15 protein-coding genes are annotated in these 24,007 nt (G+C 26.1%); all 15 read right to left on the bottom strand.

The genetic code is table 11. The annotated features are described in order from the left end of the window. Positions 1-391: 391 nt before the first annotated feature. The 15 genes from BN346_RS10665 to BN346_RS10595 all read right to left on the bottom strand — a co-directional run bounded on the left by BN346_RS10665 (position 392) and on the right by BN346_RS10595 (position 23,991). On the bottom strand, positions 392-808 hold the full coding sequence (locus BN346_RS10665; RefSeq protein WP_040328514.1) for a C-GCAxxG-C-C family (seleno)protein: 417 nt from the start codon (positions 806-808) through the stop codon (positions 392-394). Between the two features lie 161 nt (positions 809-969). After that, entirely contained in the window at positions 970-2,970 is a 2,001-nt protein-coding gene (locus BN346_RS10660; protein ID WP_040328512.1) for an aminopeptidase, read from the bottom strand. Positions 2,971-3,504: 534 nt separating this feature from the next. Then, entirely contained in the window at positions 3,505-5,541 is a 2,037-nt protein-coding gene (locus BN346_RS10655) for a methyl-accepting chemotaxis protein (RefSeq protein ID WP_040328510.1), read from the bottom strand. 139 nt (positions 5,542-5,680) lie between these two features. Beyond that, on the bottom strand, positions 5,681-7,726 hold the full coding sequence (locus BN346_RS10650) for a methyl-accepting chemotaxis protein (protein WP_051540294.1): 2,046 nt from the start codon (positions 7,724-7,726) through the stop codon (positions 5,681-5,683). Positions 7,727-8,411: 685 nt separating this feature from the next. Then, positions 8,412-10,439 carry a methyl-accepting chemotaxis protein gene (locus BN346_RS10645; RefSeq protein ID WP_040328509.1) on the bottom strand — a complete coding sequence of 676 codons (2,028 nt, stop codon included), beginning with the start codon at positions 10,437-10,439 and terminating at the stop codon, positions 8,412-8,414. A 305-nt stretch (positions 10,440-10,744) separates the two neighbouring features. Continuing rightward, positions 10,745-12,787, bottom strand: a complete 2,043-nt coding sequence (locus BN346_RS10640; RefSeq protein WP_040328508.1) for a methyl-accepting chemotaxis protein — start codon at positions 12,785-12,787, stop codon at positions 10,745-10,747. Positions 12,788-13,255: 468 nt separating this feature from the next. Beyond that, complete coding sequence (locus tag BN346_RS10635; protein WP_040328507.1) at positions 13,256-15,283, bottom strand: methyl-accepting chemotaxis protein; 2,028 nt, start codon at positions 15,281-15,283, stop codon at positions 13,256-13,258. A gap of 424 nt (positions 15,284-15,707) precedes the next feature. Beyond that, positions 15,708-15,887, bottom strand: a complete 180-nt coding sequence (locus BN346_RS10630) for a YjfB family protein (protein WP_040328506.1) — start codon at positions 15,885-15,887, stop codon at positions 15,708-15,710. Positions 15,888-15,995: 108 nt separating this feature from the next. Further along, positions 15,996-16,559 carry an acyltransferase gene (locus BN346_RS10625; RefSeq protein ID WP_040328504.1) on the bottom strand — a complete coding sequence of 188 codons (564 nt, stop codon included), beginning with the start codon at positions 16,557-16,559 and terminating at the stop codon, positions 15,996-15,998. 18 nt (positions 16,560-16,577) lie between these two features. Continuing rightward, positions 16,578-17,549, bottom strand: coding sequence for a Gfo/Idh/MocA family protein (locus tag BN346_RS10620; protein ID WP_040328502.1), 972 nt, complete (start codon positions 17,547-17,549; stop codon positions 16,578-16,580). Positions 17,550-18,640: 1,091 nt separating this feature from the next. Continuing rightward, entirely contained in the window at positions 18,641-19,810 is a 1,170-nt protein-coding gene (apgM, locus tag BN346_RS10615; protein ID WP_040328500.1) for a 2,3-bisphosphoglycerate-independent phosphoglycerate mutase, read from the bottom strand. A gap of 162 nt (positions 19,811-19,972) precedes the next feature. Then, positions 19,973-20,515 carry a UDP-4-amino-4,6-dideoxy-N-acetyl-beta-L-altrosamine N-acetyltransferase gene (gene pseH / locus BN346_RS10610; RefSeq protein WP_040328498.1) on the bottom strand — a complete coding sequence of 181 codons (543 nt, stop codon included), beginning with the start codon at positions 20,513-20,515 and terminating at the stop codon, positions 19,973-19,975. 10 nt (positions 20,516-20,525) lie between these two features. Continuing rightward, positions 20,526-21,911 carry a glycosyltransferase gene (locus tag BN346_RS10605; RefSeq protein ID WP_242838424.1) on the bottom strand — a complete coding sequence of 462 codons (1,386 nt, stop codon included), beginning with the start codon at positions 21,909-21,911 and terminating at the stop codon, positions 20,526-20,528. Positions 21,912-21,938: 27 nt separating this feature from the next. Further along, a complete protein-coding gene (locus BN346_RS10600) occupies positions 21,939-23,030 on the bottom strand; it encodes a DegT/DnrJ/EryC1/StrS family aminotransferase (RefSeq protein ID WP_040328496.1) in 1,092 nt (363 codons plus the stop codon). Beyond that, positions 23,023-23,991: an NAD-dependent epimerase/dehydratase family protein gene (locus BN346_RS10595; protein WP_040328495.1), complete on the bottom strand. Its 969-nt coding sequence runs from the start codon at positions 23,989-23,991 to the stop codon at positions 23,023-23,025. The genes BN346_RS10600 and BN346_RS10595 overlap by 8 nt, the downstream gene beginning before the upstream one ends. Positions 23,992-24,007 lie beyond the last annotated feature (16 nt).

Here is a 24,007-nt window from a genome sequence, read left to right as displayed (position 1 = left end):
ATCTTGGCGGTCTTTTATATGGATACAATATTTAAAATAATATCGTGTAATTGCAAGGTTAAAACCTCGCCTACAGAGTTTGGCACAAATTTTCTTTTTCTCCTTTGTAGCTGAGATTTCAATCTTGGCGGTCTTTTATATGGATACAATATTTAAAATAATATCGTGTAATAGCAAGGTTAAAACCTCGCCTACAGAGTTTGGCACAAATTTTCTTTTTCTCCTTCGCAGCCGAGGTTTTAACCTTGGCGGTCTTTGATTAGAATATAAATACTTAAAAACTTCATTTTCAATTTAGAATCCTATAGTTATAAAGAGCAATTTAAATAGTCACTATATTCCATGAATGACCTTTTAAATTGCTCTTTTTACATTCTAATAAATTTATAAACTATTTACTTTCTGCTTTTCTTTCTCTTGTTACTATTTCATCTAATACTTCTGCACCTGAATATAGTATTTTTGCACATCTTTCTTCTTCTGTTCTATAGTTATTTTTTAACTCCAAACAGTTTTCTGTTTTTAATGCTTTATTGAATTTATCTATGTATTCTTGAGTTAATAATTTTATTCTATCACTTTCATGTGCTCTTTCTTTTGTAAATAATAATCCAAGTACAGTGATTGAACCTGTAACAACTCCGCAAGTTCCTTCTACTGCCATACCGCCACCAAATGCAGCCATTGTTTTAAATGTCTCTTTACTAAGATTTAAGTTGTATTCTTCATTTGCTGCATATAATATTGTTTCTGCACAATTTAAATCGTATTCTGAAGTATAAAATTTAGTTACTTTATCCTTTAGCATAAAAATACCACCTTTAACTTATGTTATTTTAAATAAACTTAATTTATAAGCTTATTTTTATCTAAACTTAATTTTAAACCAAAGTTAATTAAAATTCTATAATAACTTTAATTTAAAATTTAAATAGGAGAAGTTAATTTTCTCCTATTTAAATATACTTATTAAATAAATGCTTTATTTAATTCTTTAGCACCCTCTAAAACAAATCTACCATCTCTTATAATATCTATTTTTTCTCCATCCTTACACACAGCAGTTATAAATTCTATATCATCATATGGAATTGTTATATCTGTATGACAACCAGTATATGCATTTTCTATATCAGTTTTTCTAAGTATTGATTTTTCATTATCTCTCGCAATAATTTCTTTTCCATCTGGATTATATACACTTATATCTTCAACATAACTATAACATGTATCACCTATAGCAAAGTGAGGTCCCATTTTTTCTACTATTAATATAGGTAACAAATTTACTATATCATGTTTCTTTGCTATTACATATGCTAGTGTATTAGTGCCAATTGCAAATTCTCCAATTGGCAATGTGTTATGTGGAAATAATAAATTTTCTTTTATATAATTTTTATTTTCCTCTTCCTTTGCAAAATTAGTACAAGTATATTCCTCAACATATCCATCTTTAAATTTTAATTCTAAATTCTTATATTTTAAATCATCTAAATAAACTTCATCTACATGTAAAATTCCATTAGTACATTTTAAAGTTGGAGATGTAAATACTTCTCCTACTGGTATATTTACGTCAGCTACACAGTTTTCAAAATTTGTTTCTTTTTCTGGATTTATAATTTCATTCATTTTTACTTTTATATCAGTTTTATTATTCCCAAATCCTTTTACATGAACATAATCAGCTTTATCTAATGCATCTATTATACTTTGTTGAATCTTAGAATATTTATTACTATCTAACAAATTTATTTTTAATATATCTTCAAATATTTCTTCAAAATTCTCTCCTATTTCTGGTACAGGAAATGCTATTATTGTAAAGCTTGTTTCTGACTCTGGAATATACTTATCTTCCTCTACCATAATTTTAGATCTATAACTTTGTAATATCTTACTTTGTTCTTGATTAAGTTTTAGTGCCTCTTTTTTTGATTCTGGTGCAAAAGGTATATCTCCAAACTTTTCAAAAACTAAAACTCCACCATACTTATTTAAACCATCTTTATTGTCTTCAAATGCCTTAAGGGTTGATTTCATTTTTTCATTACTTATTTCTTCATCATAAGATAAAGCCATATCAAATTTATGATCATAATCAAATTGTTTGTTTGGTGAAGTAGTTTCCATATAGCTAAATATTGCTTCTATAGAACTCTCTTTTAACTTTCTTATTAATGCTCTTAGAATCTGCTCTTGACCTACATTTGCAATAACTCTTGCTGTAGATTTTTTTGTATAATCCTTATTATCCCTCTTAAATCCTTGAATATATGCATTTACTACAGTTGTAGCTATTAAATCTATATCTTTGTATTTATTTAAAAACTGTGCTGTTTTTATTTCATTTTCACTTATATAACTACCATATTTAAATAAATATCTTATATCTTCTAAATCTGAATTTTCTATTATATCTTTTTTATAATTATCTGTTTTAATCAAACGTCTATTTAAATTTTCTTCTTCTAATAATTCTGAGCTATTCAATGCTAAATCCTTTAATAATTCTTTTATTTTTAACGCATCTATTTCTCTCATATCTGCTACATAATTATAAATGCTTAAAAAATATTCATTATAAAAATGCATCATTTTTAAATTATGAGAAAATGCATACTCTATATAACCTCTATATGAGCTAGCTAAAACTGTAGCAATTTGACCTAATTCTTCTCCTAAAACTTCTACTGCATATGTAGGATTACAGTAACTTGTTTTATAACCTTCACCTTTAACCTCATCATATAATCTATTATTATCTTCTAATAACTCCTCAAAAGATTTAGCAAAATACTTATAATTCAATTCTTTTTCTAAACTGCAAATTTCTTTAATGAAATTAGCCTCTTTTATTAAAAAAGCCTTGAACTTATTCATTTTTTTATCTATAGCAATACTTGCTATTTGTGATATTTCATCTATTGTAAAAATATAGTTGTCTTTATTAAAATTAAATTTCATTGTATTTCCTCCTATAATTCATATAAATTAATTAATATATTTCCCCCTTAATCATTGAATTTAAAATGTAATATAACTATATAATACTATTGTAAATTTTACCTTTCAATTCCATTTATTAAATGTTAATAAATAATTTAACTATATTTTTACATATTACATTTTTAAATTTAATAAAAAAATTATTTTTAAAAATTAGAAATCAAATTTTTACATTCACTATCCATTTTACATTTAAAAATATAGATTAAATTTCTCATTTGATATTTGAATAATTTCAATTGAGAAAAAGATATTTATATATCACACAAAAACGTGTTTTTTAGGTATTTCTATTTTTAGATATTAGGAACAAAGTAAGTGCTCTCTACCATAACTATTCACTTTTCACTCTTACTTCTTAACTTATTTTCAAATATAAAAATAGGAATAACTTGTAACCCCATATAATACTTAAATCTAAACTTTTGTAAAAAAATTTTAGTTCCTATAAAATGAAAAAACAGAAGATTAATTAACCTTCCGTTCTTTCATTTAAATTTTAAACACTTCTATTTTTTCAACTAATTCTTCTGTTAATTCTCTTAATTCTTCTGATGCTTGGGTTACTTGACCACTTAATGTGCTTAGTTCTTCAGTAGATGCTGATATTTCTTCTGTTGTTGCTGATATTTCTTCTGATATTGCTGTTGCATTGTCAAGTTTTAATGTTATTTCATCTTTTTCCCTGCTTATCTCTTGAGAACTTTCTTTTATATCTATAATTTTAGGTAATATAGTTTCTATGAGATTAGATATAGTACCAAAGGATTTTATAGCATTACTTACATCTTCTCTTTGACGTTGAATTTCTTGTTCTAAGTCTTTAGTTCCCTCAGACATAAATTTACTTTCATTTAATACATTTTCTATTACATGAGTTATCTCAATTGCTGAATTTTTACTTTGTTCTGCAAGTTTTCTTATTTCATCTGCTACTACTGCAAATCCCTTTCCAGCTTCACCTGCCCTAGCTGCTTCTATAGCTGCATTTAATGCAAGTAAGTTTGTTTGTTCTGCTATACTATCAATAACTTCTGTTATTTCATTTACAGAACTTATTTTAACAGTTACATTATTTAATACATATGCAAATTTATTAAAACTCTCTGTAAACTTATCTATAGAATCAAATAATGATTTCATATCCTCATTACTTCTTACTGCTTTAGACCCTATATCTCCAGTCATTTCATCTATGATCATAATCTCTTTATTCATTGTATTAACTTTTTTCCCAAACTGAATCATATAATCATTTATAGCAACTAATTCTACATTTTGTTCATCATTTCCTTTAGCTGCTTCATATATAGCTGCTGATATATCTTTTGATCCAGATAACATATTTCTAGATGTATTCTCTAAATGATCTGAATTAGTATTTAAAATACTAGAGCTTTCTTTAACTGATTTTATTATTTCACTTACTGACTTTTTACTTTTTTCTATAGCTCTATAAATATCTCCTATTTCTCCACCTTTTTTCATCTCTTTTTCTGATAATCTAGATGTAAAATCGCCCTCAGCCATTTCTTCTATATAATCTTTAACCTTATATAAGTTTTTGCTAAATAAAATTGCAATTCTTAAACTTAATATTATTCCAATTACTATAGATATTCCTATTAATATCATTAAAATTCTTATAACCTTATTAAAACTACTTAATAACTCATCTTCCTCTACAAAAAATGCTAATGACCATCCCCCACTATTCTCTATAGGTTCATATGCTAAATATTTTTCTACACCAAGAGAGTATTTTTCAATACCACTCTCTCCTTTAATCATTTTTCCATTTATTTCAGCAATTTTATTAAATCTGTTATCTGTTTTTGCTAGTTCAATAGCATTTTCCTTTTCTTCAACAGACTTAAAATCAGCACTTGCTATTGTTGTTCCCTCATTATTAATTACACATGCCTTTCCAGTTTCTCCATATGTAATTTTAGAAACTTCTTCAGATAAAACTTTAGCATCTCTTATTACGGCTAATACGCCTATTATATTATCTCCATTTTTAATTGGTATTGTATATCCAAGTGTATATGTTTTATGAACTTCAGAATATTCTGGCGGCATCAACGTGTATTGTCCCTTTATAGCACTTTGAAAATATTTATCACCTGATATATCTATATTTTTAGCACCTGACGTAGAATTTAAAATTCCTTTATTATTAACTACATCTATTGCTAATAAATTATATTTTTCAACATACTTATTCAGTATAGATATTTTTTTTTCAAATTCCAAATTCATATTGGATATATTCTTATCATCTGTAATCATAGATGCTAATGAAAAATTTTGCTCTGCATCTTTTGAAATTGTACTTGCAGACTGTTTAGTCATATTTTGCAAAGTAGCTATACTATTATCTAAGATAATCTCCTTAGACTTTGCTGTTATAATAGTTGCTAATATTAGTAATATTGCAATGAATGAACCACATATATTTACTATAAGTTGCGTTCTAATCCCATCCTTACTATACAATGCTTTTCCATTTTTAAGCAAATTATTCAACCTTATCCCTCCTAGTTTTATGATATTTTCAGTAAAAAAATGTCGTATTTCGACACTTTTTTATATTATCGTAAAAAAAAAATACATATAAATGAATTATATGTATTTTTTTATAAACATTTTATGAATTTAATTAAACTTATTCATTGATTTTAAAATTTTCCATTTTATCATTTAATTCTTCTATCATAGTACCTAACTTAACTGCTACTTTATCAACTTCTTCACTAGAATTATTAAGTTCTTCTGTAGATGATGATATTTCCTCTGTAGTTGCTGATATCTCTTCTGATATTGCTGTTGCATTTTCTATTCTTTCTGATATTCTAGCTGATTCCTCATTTACTTCTATAGCACCTTTATTAATTTCATTTATCTTAGGTATTATATTTTCTATTAGTTTTTCTATATTAATAAATGATTCTATTGTTCTAGCAACACTTTTACTTTGTGCTGTTATATCTTCTGTCATAATATCTGTAGTACTAGATATATTAGTGCTTTCTTTTAATACATTATCTATAACATTTGTTATTTCTATAGCAGAGTTTTTACTTTGTTCTGCAAGTTTTCTTATTTCATCTGCTACTACAGCAAAACCTTTTCCTGCTTCTCCAGCTCTTGCTGCTTCTATAGCTGCATTTAATGCAAGTAAGTTAGTTTGCTCTGCTATATCATCTATTACTGTAGTTATTTCATTTACTGAGCTTATTTTATAATTCATAGTATTTATTACTTCAGTGAAATTCTTAAAACTATTGTTAAATCTTTCTATAGCTACTCTAAGTTCATTCATATCTTTATTACTTTCACTTGCATGATTTTCTATCTCAACAGCCATATTGCTAATCTTGGAAAATTCCATAACCATATTTTCTATTTTACTTACAAATAACTCCATTGAATTATTTATAAATACCAATTCATTGCTTTGTTCATCATTTCCTTTTGCTGCCTCCTGAATTGCGCTAGTTATATTTTCAGAACTTGAAAGCATTTCATTAGATGTAGCTTTTAATACATCTGATTCATCATTTATTATATTAGAACTTTCTTTAACAGAAATTATCATATTTGCTATACTTTCTTTACTCTTTCTTATAGCTCTATATATATTTCCAATTTCATTCTTCATAGCAAGTTCTTTTTCACTAAGCATAAACCTGAAATCACCATCAGCCATTATTTCTATAGCATTTTGAATTCTTAAAAGGTTTTTAGTAAAATTAGTTGCTAATCTAAAACTTATTAATATTGCTAATATTGTTGATACTACCATCAATGTATTTAATAACGTTTTTAAAGTTCCTAAAGCTTCTAGTGCTTCATCTTTATTAATAAAAGTAGCAACTGCCCAACCGTCCGTTCCTTCAACTGGAGTTGTTGCTATATACTTTGACACCTTATTATATGTATACTCATCTATTCCTTCTTGTCCATTAATTGCATTTTCTAAAAGTTTTCCTATATGCTCAAAAGATGGATCTCCAACTGCATCTTTAACTAAGTTTTCTTCTTGTTCAACATACTCAAACTCATTACTTACTATAGTTCTACCTGTTTTATCAATAGCATACATTCCACCAGTTTCACCATATTTTAAATCCACTAACTGACTTGAAAGATACTTACCATCTTCTTCTGATCTTAATATTCCTACAATCTTTTCTTCATCTTTTATAGGAATATTGTATGCTGTAACATACTTTTTATTACTTTCATCATAATGAATAGCTTGTACATAATCTTCACCTTTAATTACTTTCTCAAACCATTCTTCTTTCGAAAAATTTTCATTACTTTTTCCTTTACTTGTAATTGTTGTACCATCTAAGTTTATAATTTTTAAATCTTCTAATTTATTTCTTTTCATATAGTATTGTAAAGTTTCTATCTTGCTTTTTTCTTCTACTTTCGAATTCCACAATCTAATATCACTTGCCATAATTTTTGCAAATTCTAATCTATCATGTACTATTGTAGAAAAATAATCCGCTGATTGATGATTTATTGTTTTTAAAATATCTTTAGTGTTTTCCGTAAGTATATTCTTAGCACTTATAGTTATCACTAAAAGAATAGCTATCAACATAGCTAAAAAAGTAATTGATATTTTAGATGTGAATTCCGTTTTTATACTATTAAAATTTGTAAATTTCGAAAATTTTTTCACCTTTTTTTTCAATTATTCTTCACCCCTCAAAATATGTATTATATTTTTTATATTGTACTACATATATTCGATTATTTTCCTTATTTTTTTACATATTTCGTGTTTTATTTATAATAATAATTAATTTTTTTATTATTATTTACAATTAATTCATATATTTATAATTAATTAGGCTTTATATGGTTCCAAAATCAAAATAATCTATTTATCAAATGATATTTATAAAGTTACATGTTATTCCTATTTTTATATAAAATTTAAGTAAGAAGTAAAATTTAATTTTCATATCAAATGCAAAGACCACCAAAGTTAAAACCTCAGCTACTAAGGTACTATAGCTTTTAGTCACATCTATAAAAATTGAATATCCAATTTTGAAGAATGATTTTTTATTAAATTTGCAGAGCAAATTAGTTGAAAACAATATAAAAACGTAGTTTTTAAGCATTTCTATTTTTAGATATTAGGAACGAAGTGAGTAATATCAACTATAACTTTTCACTTTTCACTCTTAACTCTTACTTGGTTCCAAATATAAAAATAAAAATAAACTGTAAGCTTAATAATATCATTTGATAAATCTATTATTTTAAATTTGAGCTTTGAACCCTATATTTATAGCATAGTTTTAAAATACAAAAGCTATATTAAAATAATTTAGTAATTATTTTAATATAGCTTTTCTAATTTTTATTTATTAAATTTTAAATATTGATAGTGTATTTTCTAATTCTTTTATCATTTCATCTAGATTTTCTGCTGTTTCAGCAACTTCTTGTGAAGAACTATTAAATTCTTCTGTTGATGCTGAAATCTCTTCTGTTGTTGCTGATATTTCTTCTGATATAGCTGTTGTATCTTCTATTTTAACTATAATATTATTCTTTTCTTCTCCTATTTCTTCAGAATTTTTAGCTGTAGCTTCTATTATTGGAATAATTTTACCCACTGCTTCTGATATATCTTCAAAAGACATTATTGCTCTATTTACACTTGATTTCTGTATTTCCACTTCTTCACTCATTTTTTCTGTTCCTGAAACTATGTGTACACTTTCATTTAATACACCTTGTATAACATTGCTTATTTCAATTGCTGAATTTTTACTTTGTTCAGCAAGCTTTCTTATCTCATCTGCTACTACAGCAAATCCCTTTCCTGCTTCTCCAGCTCTTGCTGCTTCTATGGCTGCATTTAATGCAAGTAAATTTGTTTGCTCTGCTATACTATTTATTACTGTTGTTATCTCATTTACTGAGCTTATATTATTATTCATAAGAGAAATTTTATTAGAGAACTCCTTAAACATTGTATTAAATTTATCTATAGACTCATTTAATTGTTTCATATCTTTATTGCTCTCTGTAGATTTTACTTCTACATCTTCTGCATATTTATTAGCAGTATCTATGCTTTTTATCATATCATTTATTTTATCACTAAAATTATTCATTATAATACTTACTTCTGTTAAATCCTTACATTGATTGTCATTTCCTCTTGCAGCTTCTTGTATAGCTGCTGCTATATTTTGAGATGCTGCAAACATATTTTCAGATGTAGATGTAAGCCCTTCACCTTTTTCTTTAATTATATCAAAGTTTCCCTTTACTGCTTCTAACGTATATGATATAGATTTTTTTGTATTATCAATTGCTCTATAAATATCTCCAATTTCATCTTTTAAACCTAGTGATTTCTCATCTATTTTTAATGTAAAATCTCCATCGGCCATTATACCCATTTTTTCTTTAGCTTTTATTAAATTTTTTGAAAAACTATTTGATATTGAATAACTAATAACACCTGCAACTGCAAGTCCTATTAATGTAATTGTAAATAGTGTTGTTTTTAAACTATTTAATCCAGCTAATAAATCTGGCTCATCTACAAACATTCCAATAGACCATCCATCAGTTCCTTCTATAGGTGCATAAGCTAAATACTTATTTACTTTATAAAAGTAAGAACCTACCCCATCTTCTCCTTTAACCATTTTTTTATGTATATTGGCAACTTCAACAGATGAAGGGTCTTTTTCTGCATTTATAATTTCATTATCTTTATTTACTATATCTTCAAAATCTGGACTCATTATTGTATATCCATCTTTATCTATCACATAGCTTGTACCTGTGTTTTTATATGCCATCGTTTTCATAACTTCACATAAATTTTCTGCATTAATATTCATAACTAAGCAACCTATAACTTCTTTGTTTGCACTTATAATAGGATGTGTCATAGTTATATAATATATATTATCCTTTTCATTCAGATATGGACTTGTTAAAGTTTCCTCTCCTTTTAATGCATTTTTAAAATATTCCTCATTAGATATATCTATATTTCTTTCTCCATTTGTTGAGTTGTATTTTCCATCCTTATATGCAACTCCTATTGAATATACATCACCATTTTCTTTAAATACATTTATAGCCGGTAATTTTTTATCAAAACTTATGCTTGTATCTTGCAATATATTAGTTTTTGCTAATATATTACCTATTTTTCTTTGTTTCATAAACCTAACAGAAATTTCATTAGCATTTTTTCTATTAATGTCTTGCATAGCTTCTAAGTCACTTTTTATTATTATTTTATTTGCCATAAAACTTACTGTAGCAAAAATAATAATAAGCACTGCCAAAAATGACATCATAATCCTAGATATCATTTTTCGCTTTATACCCCCATTCATAATTTTACTCTTTACCTTTTTCATAAAATACTCCTCCCACCTAACCATATATTTCATTTAAAATCTAATTTTTATTTTTAGTAAAATTTAAATTTAAATGTTCCCCTTTGAATACTTTAAATTTATCAAATTTTCGCATTTATTTCAATTATCGATATTATTTAATAAATTTTTACATATTTATTATTTATTTCGTTTTTTTCTACGTATTGTTTATTAATAAAAAACTTTCTCACTTAATAAACTCATATTTTTCTACCATTTTTTTATTATTTTATTTAATAAAAAAATAGAGAAGGAATTTTTCTTCTCTATTTTTTATACTCATTCTATTCTTCAATATTAAAAAATTCTATTCTACTATTTAATTCTCCACTTAAACATAACAATTTTGCAGAAGCACTTGCAACGTCCTTACTTGATGAATTAAAGTCTTCTGTTGATGCTGAAATTTCTTCTGTTGTTGCTAACAATTCTTCTGATATAGCTGTTGTATTTTCTACTCTTTTTGAAATTTCTTCTCTTTCCATGTTTATATCTTGTGATGCAGCTTGTATTTCACCTATTCTAGGTAATATATTATCTATGTTTTTAGATATATTTTTAAATGATATTATAGCTTTATCTATATCATTTTTTTGTATTATAATATCTTCTTGCATTGTTTCTGTACTAGAATGTATATTCTTACTTTCATTTAAAACTTCATTTATAACATTATTTATTTCAATAGCAGAATCCTTGCTTTGTTCTGCAAGTTTTCTTATTTCTTCTGCTACTACTGAAAATCCTTTTCCTGACTCTCCTGCTCTTGCTGCTTCTATAGCTGCATTCAATGCTAATAAATTTGTTTGTTCTGCTATATCATTTATCACTTTTGTAATTTCATTAACTGAATTTATTTTACTATTTACCTTTTCTATAATGTTAGTAAATTCATTGAAACCATTTCCAAAGTTATTCATTGACTCAACTAAATTCTCCATATCTTTATTGCTTTTCGTTGCATTTAAACCAATATTTTCAGCCATCTTATTTATATTTACTATAGCTCCATTCATTTCTTCTATTTGATTTCCAAACTTTATCATAGACTGATTTATAATTGTCAATCCTGTACTTTGTTCATCATTTCCATTTGAAACTTCTGAAATTGCAGCTGATATATCTGTAGCTCCTGATAACATTTCTTCTGATGTATTTTTCAAAATTTCTGATTGATTATTTATAACTTTCGAATCATCTTTAAGAGCTTTTATTAATTCACTCATAGAAATCTTACACTTATATAATGCATTATATATATCGCCAATCTCATCATTTCGTTTAAAATCATCATCTTTCAATGTTATAGTAAAATCTCCATTTGCTATTGTATTAACTGCTGATTTTATTTTATTAAATGCCTTAGTTAACCTATTTGCTATTAATAAACTTATTGTACCTGCTATGATTAATGCAATAATTATTATAGCTACTAATAAAATCTGCAATTTATTTAAACTATTAAGCACTTCTGATTTTTCTATAAATACACAAGTAACCCATCCATCAGTATTTTCAACTGGAACACATGCTAAAAACTTAGTTACTCCATTATATGTATATTCGCCTATACTTTTATCTCCATTAATGGCTTTCTGTTGTATTTTTGAAATATCAACTAATTTTAAATCAGTCTTAGATTCCTCTATTATATTTTCTCTTGCTTTAATATCATCAAAAGAACTACTTGCTATGGTTGCTCCCTTTTTATCTATTACATATACCCCACCAGTTTCTCCATATTTTAAACTTCCTATAGCTTCTGATAATTTCTTAGCATCTTGAACAATGCTTAAAACACCAACTATTTCATCACCAGCTTTAACAGGTACACTATATATCATTATGTATTTATTGCTGCTTTTTGAATATGTAGTAGATTGTATAAACTTTTCTCCCGCCATTGCATTTTTAAAATATGGCTTATCTTTACTATCCAACCCATCAGTTCCGTCAGTAGCATGTAATTTACCATTCTTATCTGTAAATCCAATTGATATTAAATTATATTTTTTAGTATACCTAGCCATTATCTCTTTTTTTTGTTCTATCGTTGAATTTACATCTTTTATGTAAATATTTTCACTTAAAAAATCAGCAACTTCTAAACAATCTTTTGCTTCTTTTGATACTATTTTTGATACTTCATCTGTTATTGTTTTCATAGATTCTGTACTATTATGTGTAAGTATCTTAGTTGCTACCACGTTAACAGATATCAATATCACTAATAAGACTGCTAAAAATGCACCTACAATTTTCATCATTAATTGTTTTTTAATGCTTTTTCTAATTTTCTTCTTTTTTAAATTCTCATTTGTTACCAATTATACCACCCCTATTTCATAGCTTTTATATGAGGCACCCCCTAAAAATAAACTTATATAACTTAAAATAACTTTATTTAAAAAACTACTAATATCTTTTAAATTTTACCCTTAATAAGTTTAAATTTATATTTTGTCCCCAAAATAATCTTTCATGACATACTCCTTATTGTTTTTCCCATTTCGACATTTTTCTTCATTTTCTGCCTTTTATTCTTCATTTTAAATATTTATTGGAAGTTTGTTGATTTTATAATTATTTTATCATAAATTGTTTTAGTATTATATTGTAAATTTAATAAAATTTTATTTTTATTCTATTTTTCTTAAAAGTATGTATTTATGACCTTTTTTAAATTAATTTTCATTTATATTTTTTAAAATAAATTTTTTACTTTATCAATGAATTGGTCCTCTAAAAATTAAAAGGTATAGCACTTACATACTATACCTTCATATATTTATTAATTAAATTTTAAATATCTCAACTTTTTCTTTTAATTCTTTAGTTAAATCTAATAATTTTATTGCAGTATTTGCAACTTCTTCATTTGATGAATTTAATTCTTCTGTTGAAGCTAATATCTCTTCTGTTGTTGCTGACATTTCCTCTGATATAGCTGTACAATTTTCTAACTTATTAGCTATTGATTGACTTTCTGTCTTTATTTCATTAGAATTCTCACTCATTATTCCCATTTTAGGTATAATATCTTGTATAAAATCTTCCATATTTTTAAATGATTTAATTGTTTTTTCAATATTATCTTTTTGACATTTCATTTCGTCACTCATATTTTTTGTGCTATTGTACATGTTGCTACTTTCACATAATACATCTTCTATGACTTTTGTTATTTCTATAGCAGATTCCTTACTTTGTTCAGCAAGCTTTCTTATTTCATCTGCAACTACTGAAAATCCCTTTCCTGCATCTCCAGCTCTTGCTGCTTCTATTGCTGCATTTAATGCAAGTAGATTTGTTTGTTCAGCTATACTATTTATTACTGTTGTTATATCATTAACAGAATTAATTTTCTTATCTACACTTGTAATAACTTCTACAAATTCACTAAATGTTTCACTAAATTCATTCACTGAAGTAATTAATTTTTCCATGTCCTTGTTACTTTTTTCTACTTCACTACCGACTTCTTCAGCTGTATTGCTTAACTCTGAAACATATTCAGACATATAGGTTATTTTTTCATCGAACATTTTATTTGTTATATTTATATTAGTCATCTCTTCACTTTGTTCATCATTTCCCTTGGCAGCTTCACCTATTGCTGTTGCAATATTTTGTGATCCTTCTAACATCTCAACCGATGTTACCTTTAATATTTCTGATTGCTCATTTATAGTTTCTGAATTATCTCTTACAGCTCTTATTATTTCACTTATAGAATCTTTGCTATTTCTTATTGACCTATATATATCTCCTACTTCATTTTGAAGTTTTATATCCTTTTCATCTAAAGTCATGGTAAAGTCTCCACTTTCCATAGTTTCAATAGCACCTTTTATTTTATCTAAGTATTTTCCAAACCTTCTTCCCATTCTAAGACTTGTACAAATAGAAATCATAATAGCTATTAAAGTTATTACTATAAATACTTTTTGAAGCTCAGTTAAAGCACTTAGAACTTCATATTTTTTAAGCCAAATACATGTAACCCATCCATCTGTTCCTGCTATAGGTGTATATGCTAAAAACTTAGTACTTTTATTTGCACTATATTCCCCTACACCGCTTTCTCCTGCTATTCCATTTCTATGCATATCTGCTACAGGCACTACTGCACTTTCTTCTTTCGCTAATTCAATTATATTCTCTTCATTCTCTATATCTTCAAATACATTACTTAAAATAGTATTTCCATTTTTATCTATAACATAAACTCCGCCATTTTTTCCTAAATTTATGTTGCTAATTTCTTCTGATAATTTTTTTGCATCTCTAGCTACAGTTAATATTCCTATAATTTCATTTCCATTCCTTATCGGCTCATTGTATGTCAACACATGTTTTCCTAATTCTTTGCTATATCTTTTAGTTTCAGTATAACTATTTCCTTTAATGCATTCTTTGAAGAATTCTTCATTACTTACATTACCAAAGTCTATCTTATCATTTATATATACATTTCCATCTTTATCTGTTATTGAAACATATAATATATCATTGTTCTTTTTAAATTCTTCAAGTATCGATAACTTTTTTGTATTATCAATTTCTTTATTTTTTATTTCATTTCCACTACTTAATATTTTTACTAACTGGGTGTTTATTTGATTTCCTTTACCAATAATTTGTGATGCTTGTGATGTCATAGTTTTCATGTTTTGTTTTGTCATATTAGTTATAATATTTACAGCTACAATATTTACTGAAATAATTACAGAAAGTAAAATTATAATAACTGCTCCAACAGACTCTATAGTCATATTTGTCTTTACACTTTTAAACTTACCGTTCCTTTTTTTATCTTTCATTCTATTCTCCTTTAAATTAATTTTCATTTGTTTATAAGTTACTGCTAAATTTTCAACTCAACCATAAATAGACATATTTACTTTCTTTATATAGTTGAATTTAATTAATTTTATATGAATTAAAACTCATTATTTTACACTTTTTTCATTCCGAGTTAATTTTTCGTTAATATTTTACTTCATATTTCATACTTTATCAATAGAACGGTTGATTTTAATGTAAAAAAATTCTTTTACAACAATATTCTACATTTTTCTTTCTTGTAAATAAATATCTAAATATTATATGAATATAAGTTGTAAAATGAAATTATTCAAATATCAAATAACCATAATTGTATTTTTCAACTTGTTTCCCTATAAAATAAAAAAAGAATTAACTTAATTAAGCTAACTCTTTTATATCTATAAATTTTGTAATTCTTTATGCTTGAACATCAAGCTTTGAACCTACGTTCGGATCAACTGCCATTTCTCCCATCATTTCTGTTAATCCAGCAGCTATTTGATCATTTGAATTCATCTGAAGTTTTGTAACTGCTAAACTAACTGCACTTGATAATGATGCATTGCTCATTCCCATAGATAATGCTCCTATATCCATAAAAATTCCTCGCTTTCATTTAATTTAGAATTTTACTTCTATACTACATTATCGAGATAATTTTAAAATAATGAACTATAGTTTCTTATTTTAAAATTCTTATGATATTTATTTATTAACTTCTATGACCTTTTCTTCTTTAGAAATTTCATATTTTCTATTACAAACTTCACATTCTAAATTTTTATTTAATTTGTTACCACATTTACATACATAACCAATTCTTTCAGCAGGATTTCCAACAACTAATTCATATGGATTTACATTTTCAGTCACCACACTCCCTGCCCCTATCATTGCAAATTCTCCTATAATAATTCCACAAACCACTGTTGAATTTGCACCTATTGATGCCCCTCTTTTAACTAATGTTTTAAAAACTTCCCAGTCATTATTAAAAGCCCTTGGATACATATCATTTGTAAATGTAACACTTGGCCCAACAAATACATCATCTTCAATCTCTACACCATGGTATACATTAACTCCATTTTGAACCTTAACATTGTTTCCTATAACTACATCAAAATCTATATATACATTTGTACCTATTATACAATTTTCTCCTATTAATACATTCTCTCTAACTTGAGAATTGTTCCAAATCTTTGTATTATTTTTTATAATTGCTTTTTCATTTACTTCTGCACTTGGATGTTTAAAGTAATTCATAATATATCACATCCCAATTTATATAAATTTTTTATTATATATTTTTTCACGTATAATATTAACAACTTTTAAATCAATCAATGCTTCTTCAGCCTTAACTTTTAATGGTACATTTCTAACTATTGAATCCACAAAATTTTGATTTTGTTCAATTAATGCATCTTTATTAATTATAAATGCCTCTTTAGTTATAAACTCATTTTTATATCCTATTTTATCCTCTAGATTTCTTTCTAATTGACTAAAAATAGTTATACTCTTATCCATATAATTAACTTCAATAAACTTATCTACACTATTAATATATAAATTTCTAATTTTCTTTTCAGTAACTCTACTAGCTGTTAAATCTACTATAACTCCATTATTGAAATAAATATATGCCACTGCATAATCACAGTTTTTTTGTTCAATTGATTCTTTTTTTACACTTCTTCCTATAGCTTCAATGTTATTAATTTTTTTACCATCCATGATGTATAAAATAGCATCTATATCATGAATCATTAAATCTAAAACTACATCTATATCTTGTACCCTATTATCTACAGGACTCATTCTTTTAACACTCATAGCAATTGTTTCATTACTATTAAATATATTCTTTAAAACATCTATAACAGGATTAAATCTTTCAACATGTCCAACTGTAAATTTTACATTATTTTCTTTAGCTATCTCTATAAGTTTTTCTGCTTCATCATATTTAAATGTAATAGGCTTTTCCACCAAAACATGTTTTCCATTTTCCATAAAAAATTTTGCTATCTCATAATGATAAATAGTTTGTGTAGCAATTATAACAGCATCTATGTCATTAATCATATCTCTATAATTATAATAACCTTTAATATTATATAATGTTGAAATTTCATTTACTCTATCTTTATCAACATCACAGCATCCTACTAATGTTGCATTTTTTATATTGCAAAAACTCTTAATATGATTTGCCCCCATTTTACCTACTCCAATTACTCCAACCTTCATCTTTTTCTCCTCCATATCTATAGAGTTTCATAATAAAATTCTGAAATATTTTCTTATATACTTATATTGTATATGTATACTTTCATACTTTTATTTAATCTTATGTTTATAAGGTTCCAAGCTAAAATTTTAAATAATAGCCTTCTCAAATGATATTATTAAGCCTACAGTTTATTCTATTATCATGTTTGGAACCAATTAACAGTGATTGATGATATTGTTCATTTCATTCACAATATCTTTAATGGATTTTTTATTAAAACCTCTTTCTCCATTTGTAGCTGAGACTTCAGTCTTGGCGGCTTTGATACGGCTACAAGATTAAAAATAATATCGTGTAACAGGAAGGTTAAAATCTTGCCTAATTTATCAATTGACAATTATGGTTAATATTACTCACTTCGTTTCTAATATCTAAAAATAGAAATACCTAAAAACTACGTTTTTATATTGTTTTCAACTAATTTACTTTACAAAGCATTATAAAAATGAATTAAAAAAACTGATACTTCAGTTTTATCCTTCATTGTTAATTGTTAATTTTTGCACTCTACTTTGAGTTGCACCTTCTTAACTTAAACAAGAATAACTTTATTTTTCCACTTGTACTCCTATATCCCCACTCTATTTAATATATTGTTAAAATCCCAACTTTGTTACTTATGAAAATAAATTTTTATTCTTTTCCACACATATCTAAGATTTCAACCCTCGCCTACTTTACCAATTGACAGTTGACAATGGACATTTGACAGTTATTGATGCTATTATTCATTTCATTCATAATATTTTTATTGGTACATCTAATGGCTGGAATGAATTCCACCCTACATAAAAAATTTTAATAAATATATGGCACATTACCTTTTTCCCCTTCGTAGCTGAGACTTTAGTCTTGGCGGTCTTTAATATGGCTTCAATATTCAAAATAACATCGTGTAATAGCAAGGTTAAAACCTAACCTACAAAGATTGGGACAAATTTTTTCTTTTCCTTCGTAGCTGAGATTTCAATCTTGGCGGTCTTGGATTTGGATTCATAACTTTAAATACAAAAAAGAAGATGCTTTTCTAGCATCTTCAATATATTTCTTATTTATTTTTATTGAAAAATGTTGATATAAAATCTGTAGATTTTATTGGGGTATATTTCTCTACACTTTTTTCATTAAATCCTTCATTGGATTTTATATGTATTTTACTTCCATGAATTGCAAATGGCACTGGTTCTCCTACATGCTTTCCATCTCTACATCTTGTCATATGATCCCCGCAAATTGCAATTCTATATTCATCTTTGTATTTATTTTTTAATTCCTTAAGTATTGGACCTAGAACTAATTTATCTACATTTTCTATTGCTTTAATCTTACCATTATAATTGTGTTGATGTGCTTCTTCATCAGTTGCATTTACATGCACTAATATAAAATCATGATTTTCTATATATTTTATGGCACAATTGGCCTTTGCTGAATAATCTGTATCTATATATCCATTTGTACCATCTATAACTTCATAATCCATATCTGCTGCTATTGCTATTCCTCTTAAAAAATCCATTCCACAAACTACTGCTCCACTAAGCCCTGTCATATCTTTAAACTTAGGTATCGCTATCTTTCTTGATGGACTCCAAAGCCACAACATTTCATTGTTTTTTAAATTATATGTACTCGTTATAAAATCATTTAACATCTTAGCCATTTCTGGGTTATTATTAGAAGATATACTTAATTTATTTATATCTTCCCCAATATGCATATGTGGTGCATAACACTTTATGTCATCCGCTTTAACTTCCGAATTTCTAACAACTAATATATTTCTATAACTTTGCCCATGATATATTTCTATATCTTTTCTTGGCAATTTAATGTCTGATATAAACTTCTTAGCCTCACTATCACTAATAAGATTTGCAGTAAAATCATTTATATATTTCTTTTCTTTATCTGTAGTTATTATATTACATCTAAAAGCTAAATCATCTTTTCCTATATCTATCCCCTGAGCTATTGCTTCAACTGATGCCCTACCACAAGGATAATACTTTCTCGCATCATATCCCAAAAGTCCCATTATACAAACCATACTTTCAACAGGATACCCCTTAAATGCAGTATCAATTCTTCCTACATGCCCATTATGTGCTACATAATCAATATTAGGCATAACTGCTTTTTCTAGTGGTGTACAATAACCTAACGCTTCTATTGCTTCATCACTTACTCCATCTATTATTAAAAGTACATACTTCATCTTGATCTCCCCTAGTGTATTTTAACTTATGTAAACTATTCATATATGATTATAACACTAATTTATTATGGTTTTATATAAATTAACAAACTTAAACTTATTAACTAAATGCAAAATAGTAGAATACTATTAATACTCTACTACTTTATATAATACTTAGATTTATTCTATTGTAATTTTTTCATATTGATGATTTTCTTTTATTTCTTTCCAATCATTTTTGGTAATTGCTACTCTAACCACATCATATTTAATTCCGTTCTTCAATACATTGTCATACAGTTTTTCTTCTACTTTTGAGCCACACTTTAGATGTATATCAAATGCTCTTTGATTTTCCTCTACAAACTCACAAGTTAATTTTTCTAGGTTTAATATATCAAAAACATAATCATAGATATTATACTCAATTAGTGGCATTATTTTTTTTCCTCTATATTGTAATTCACCTATATAATGCGCCCATCCACATATTTTTTTCTCTGTATCTATATTTAATAAAATAATTACACCAATATCTACATTATCACAAACTAATATCCAATATTTATCCCCTTTTTTCTTTATTTGTTCATACCACTTTTCTTGAATTTCCATATTTAATACTGGGTCTGTATACATAAATTGGGTAACTTCAGGTTTCATTCTCCAATTCATAACTTTTTCTAAATCATTATGATTCATTTTTCTTAAATGTATATTCATAAAAATACCTCTAAATTTTATTATATATTGATAAATTGTTTTTAGCTACAATATCCATAGAATGATATTTTTCTACATATTTTCTTCCTGCACATCCAATTTCATTTAATAAATCAATATTCCTCAAACAATATTCTATTTTATTTTCTATATTATCTGGATTTGCTGATATTATTGGTAAATCTTTTGGATACTTTTCCTTCATAAAATCACTTATATAACACACTACCGGTTTTCCCATTGCCATGCTTTCTACTGCAAAAACACCATAAGAACCTATTAAAATTTGATCTATTATTAAATCTGCTTTTTCATAAATCTTTTTTGCTTCTTCGTGAGGCATACCATTAATTAATTGAAAATCAAAATCATATTTTAACTTTAAATTTTCAAGAGCTTTAATAATATAATTACTACCTTTAATTTCAATAGATGTAGGTGCATGAACTATTAATGGTTTTTTATTATTTGTATTCATATTACTTACTGAATACTTTTCTAAATCTATAGCTACCCTATTATAATAAACATTTTCATAATAATCTTTAACATATTCTGCCAATTCATAATCTACTATACAACTATTAATATACTTTGATGTTTTTATTATATCTTTTACCATATAATCCTCATTAGTATTTTTCACTTTAACATAAGGATTTAACTTAATGGCTTTTGAATACATCCTAACTTCTGAACCCCAATATTGCATAATCATTTTTTTATTGAGTTCTTTTAACAACTTTAAATCTGATTTATCTAAAGTTAAAGTAGAACCAAAATGAAAATGAAATACATCAATATTTTTTGAAATGATATCTGCAGCTTTATTTTTTGTAGCTACATTAGCTTTGTCTATACTGTCAAAACTTGATATATCTAAACATTCATCATAATTATAACTTAAATAACTTGGATAATAATTTAAATTACTAGCTTCAATACCTAAGCTTTTAAGTGCTTTTGTATTAGTATTTACTTGATTGGCAATTTCTATAGTTCCTTGAAATACTTTTAGTCTTTCATTATTTTGCTTATTATATTCTAAAATAAAATCAGTTATTTTAGCATTACTTTCACTATTAAATAATTTTGCTTTGCAATAATTCTCCATAGCATCTTTCTTATTATCAAGCAAGTCATTTACATATGCATTATTTAATAGTAGTTCTTCACTATATGGATATAATTCAAGTGCTTCACTCAAAATATTCTTTGCTGAAATCAAGTTACCATTTATTATATTTAATACGCTTTTAATGCTGTATGTTTTTTCTGTCTTTTGTGCTATTTTTTCATAATTCTCAAATATATTATTTGCCTTTTCAAATTCACCTAATTCAATTAATTTTTTAATATTTTTTTCTATCTCTAATTCTATTTCTCTTGAATTCATATACATACCTCTTATAATTAATTATTTTTATAACAGTTTTTCTAAGGTATCTCCTATATATTTTATTTCACTCTTATCCAACTTTGCATAAAGTGGCAATGCTATACCTTTTTCATATGCATAAACTGAATTCTCCAAACCATCTATTTGATACTTATTTTTATAATAATGTTGATTATGAACTGCATATGCACCAAAATTAGCTTCTATTCCATTTTCTCTCAAATCATTTATAAGTTTGTTTCTATCAATATCACTTTGCACTAATATGTGGTATGTTTGCCACACATGCTTACCATAACACTCTTCTTTAGGTATCTTAATTGATTTTATCTTCTTCAAAACTTCATTGTAATATTCTGCCAATTCTTTTCTTTTTTCATTTATTTTTTCTAGCTTTCCTATTTGAATTAAAGCCATAGCCCCTTGAATATCTGTCATCCTATAATTCAATCCAGCAGAAACAAATTCCGCCTTCCCATTTTCATAACTAATTCCATGATTTCTTAGTATTCTAACTTTTTCTGCTAACTTATCATCATTAGTTACAATTATGCCACCCTCTCCAGTTGTTATAGCTTTTCTTGGATGTAGACTAAAACATCCTAAATCACCAATTGTTCCAACCTTTTTCCCTTTATATTCTGTACCTAAAGCACATGCTGCATCTTCAATTATTTTTAAATTATATTTCTTAGCTAATTCAACTATTTTATCCATATCTGATGATTGTCCAAATTCTTGGACTGGCATTATAACTTTAGTTTTATTCGTTATTTTTTCTTCTATTTTATCCACATCTATACAAAATGATTCTAGGTTTATATCTACAAATTTACAATTTGCCCCTACACTTTCCACAACGTTAGCTGTTGCTGGAAATGTGAAATCTGGCACAATAACCTCATCTTCAGATTTTACCCCTAAAGCCATTAAGCTTAAATGTAATGCTGCTGTACCACTTGAAACAGCTATTGCATTTTTTACATTTAAATATTTTTCTATTTTTTTTTCAAATTCAAATACTTTTTCACCTTGAACAAGCATACCAGATTCAAGCACTTCTTTAATTGCATTTATTTCATCTAAGCCAATTTCAGGAATACAAAGTTTAATCATTATTTTTCTCTCTATACCATTCAATTGTCTTCATTAATCCAGCATTTAAATCATACTCTGGGTTAAATCCTAATATTTCTTTTGCTTTATCTATGCTTGGTATTCTTAATTCTACATCTACATAATTTTTATCTACATATTTTATATTTGAATTTGAATTTGAAATACTTTTTACAAGCTGAGCTAACATTCCTATAGTTATTGTTCCTTTAGGATTGCCTATATTGAATGCATTTCCTATTGATTCACTCTTTTCTAGACATAACATTATTCCTTGAACAAAATCATCTATATAACACCATGATCTTATTTGGTCTCCATCTCCATGAATTTGAATTTCTTCATTATTTATAGCTCTTTTTACAAATTGATGTATAGCCCCTTCTCCAACTTGTCCTGGCCCATAAACATTAAATGGTCTTACAGTAACAATTGGCATATTATATTCCTTATAATATGCATGTGACAAATGTTCTGCTGCTAACTTAGAAACAGAATATGTCCATCTTGCTTCTCCTACTGGTGCTAAATTAGTTGAAGATGATTCATTGACTTTATATGCATAAGTCCCAAATACTTCTGATGTAGAAAAATCTATTACTTTTTCTAAGTTATCTAAATTTGAAGTTAATGCTTCTAATAAATTATATGTACCCACCATATTAACTTTCATAGTTTTAACTGGATTTTTTATTACTGTATCTATTCCTGCAACTGCCGCTAAATGAATTACAATGTTAGGTTTAAATTCATTAACACATTTTTTTAAATCTTCACTATTTAATATATCTCCTTTTATTAAAGTTACATTATCATTTTCCAATAAGTTCGTATTCTTAATTGAATTTCTATCTAAGTTGTCGAATAACACTACATTGTTATCCTTACATAAAATATCACATAATCTTGTTCCTATAAATCCTGCTCCACCTGTTAATAAAATTCTTTTATCTTTTATCATTAATATTCACCTGCTT

Origin of the sequence: Clostridium ihumii AP5, from assembly GCF_000612845.1 — a bacterium.
Taxonomy (GTDB): Bacteria; Bacillota; Clostridia; order Clostridiales; family Clostridiaceae; genus Clostridium_J; species Clostridium_J ihumii.
Note: the sequence above shows the minus strand (reverse complement) of the source record. Positions and strands in the feature narration are given on the sequence as shown.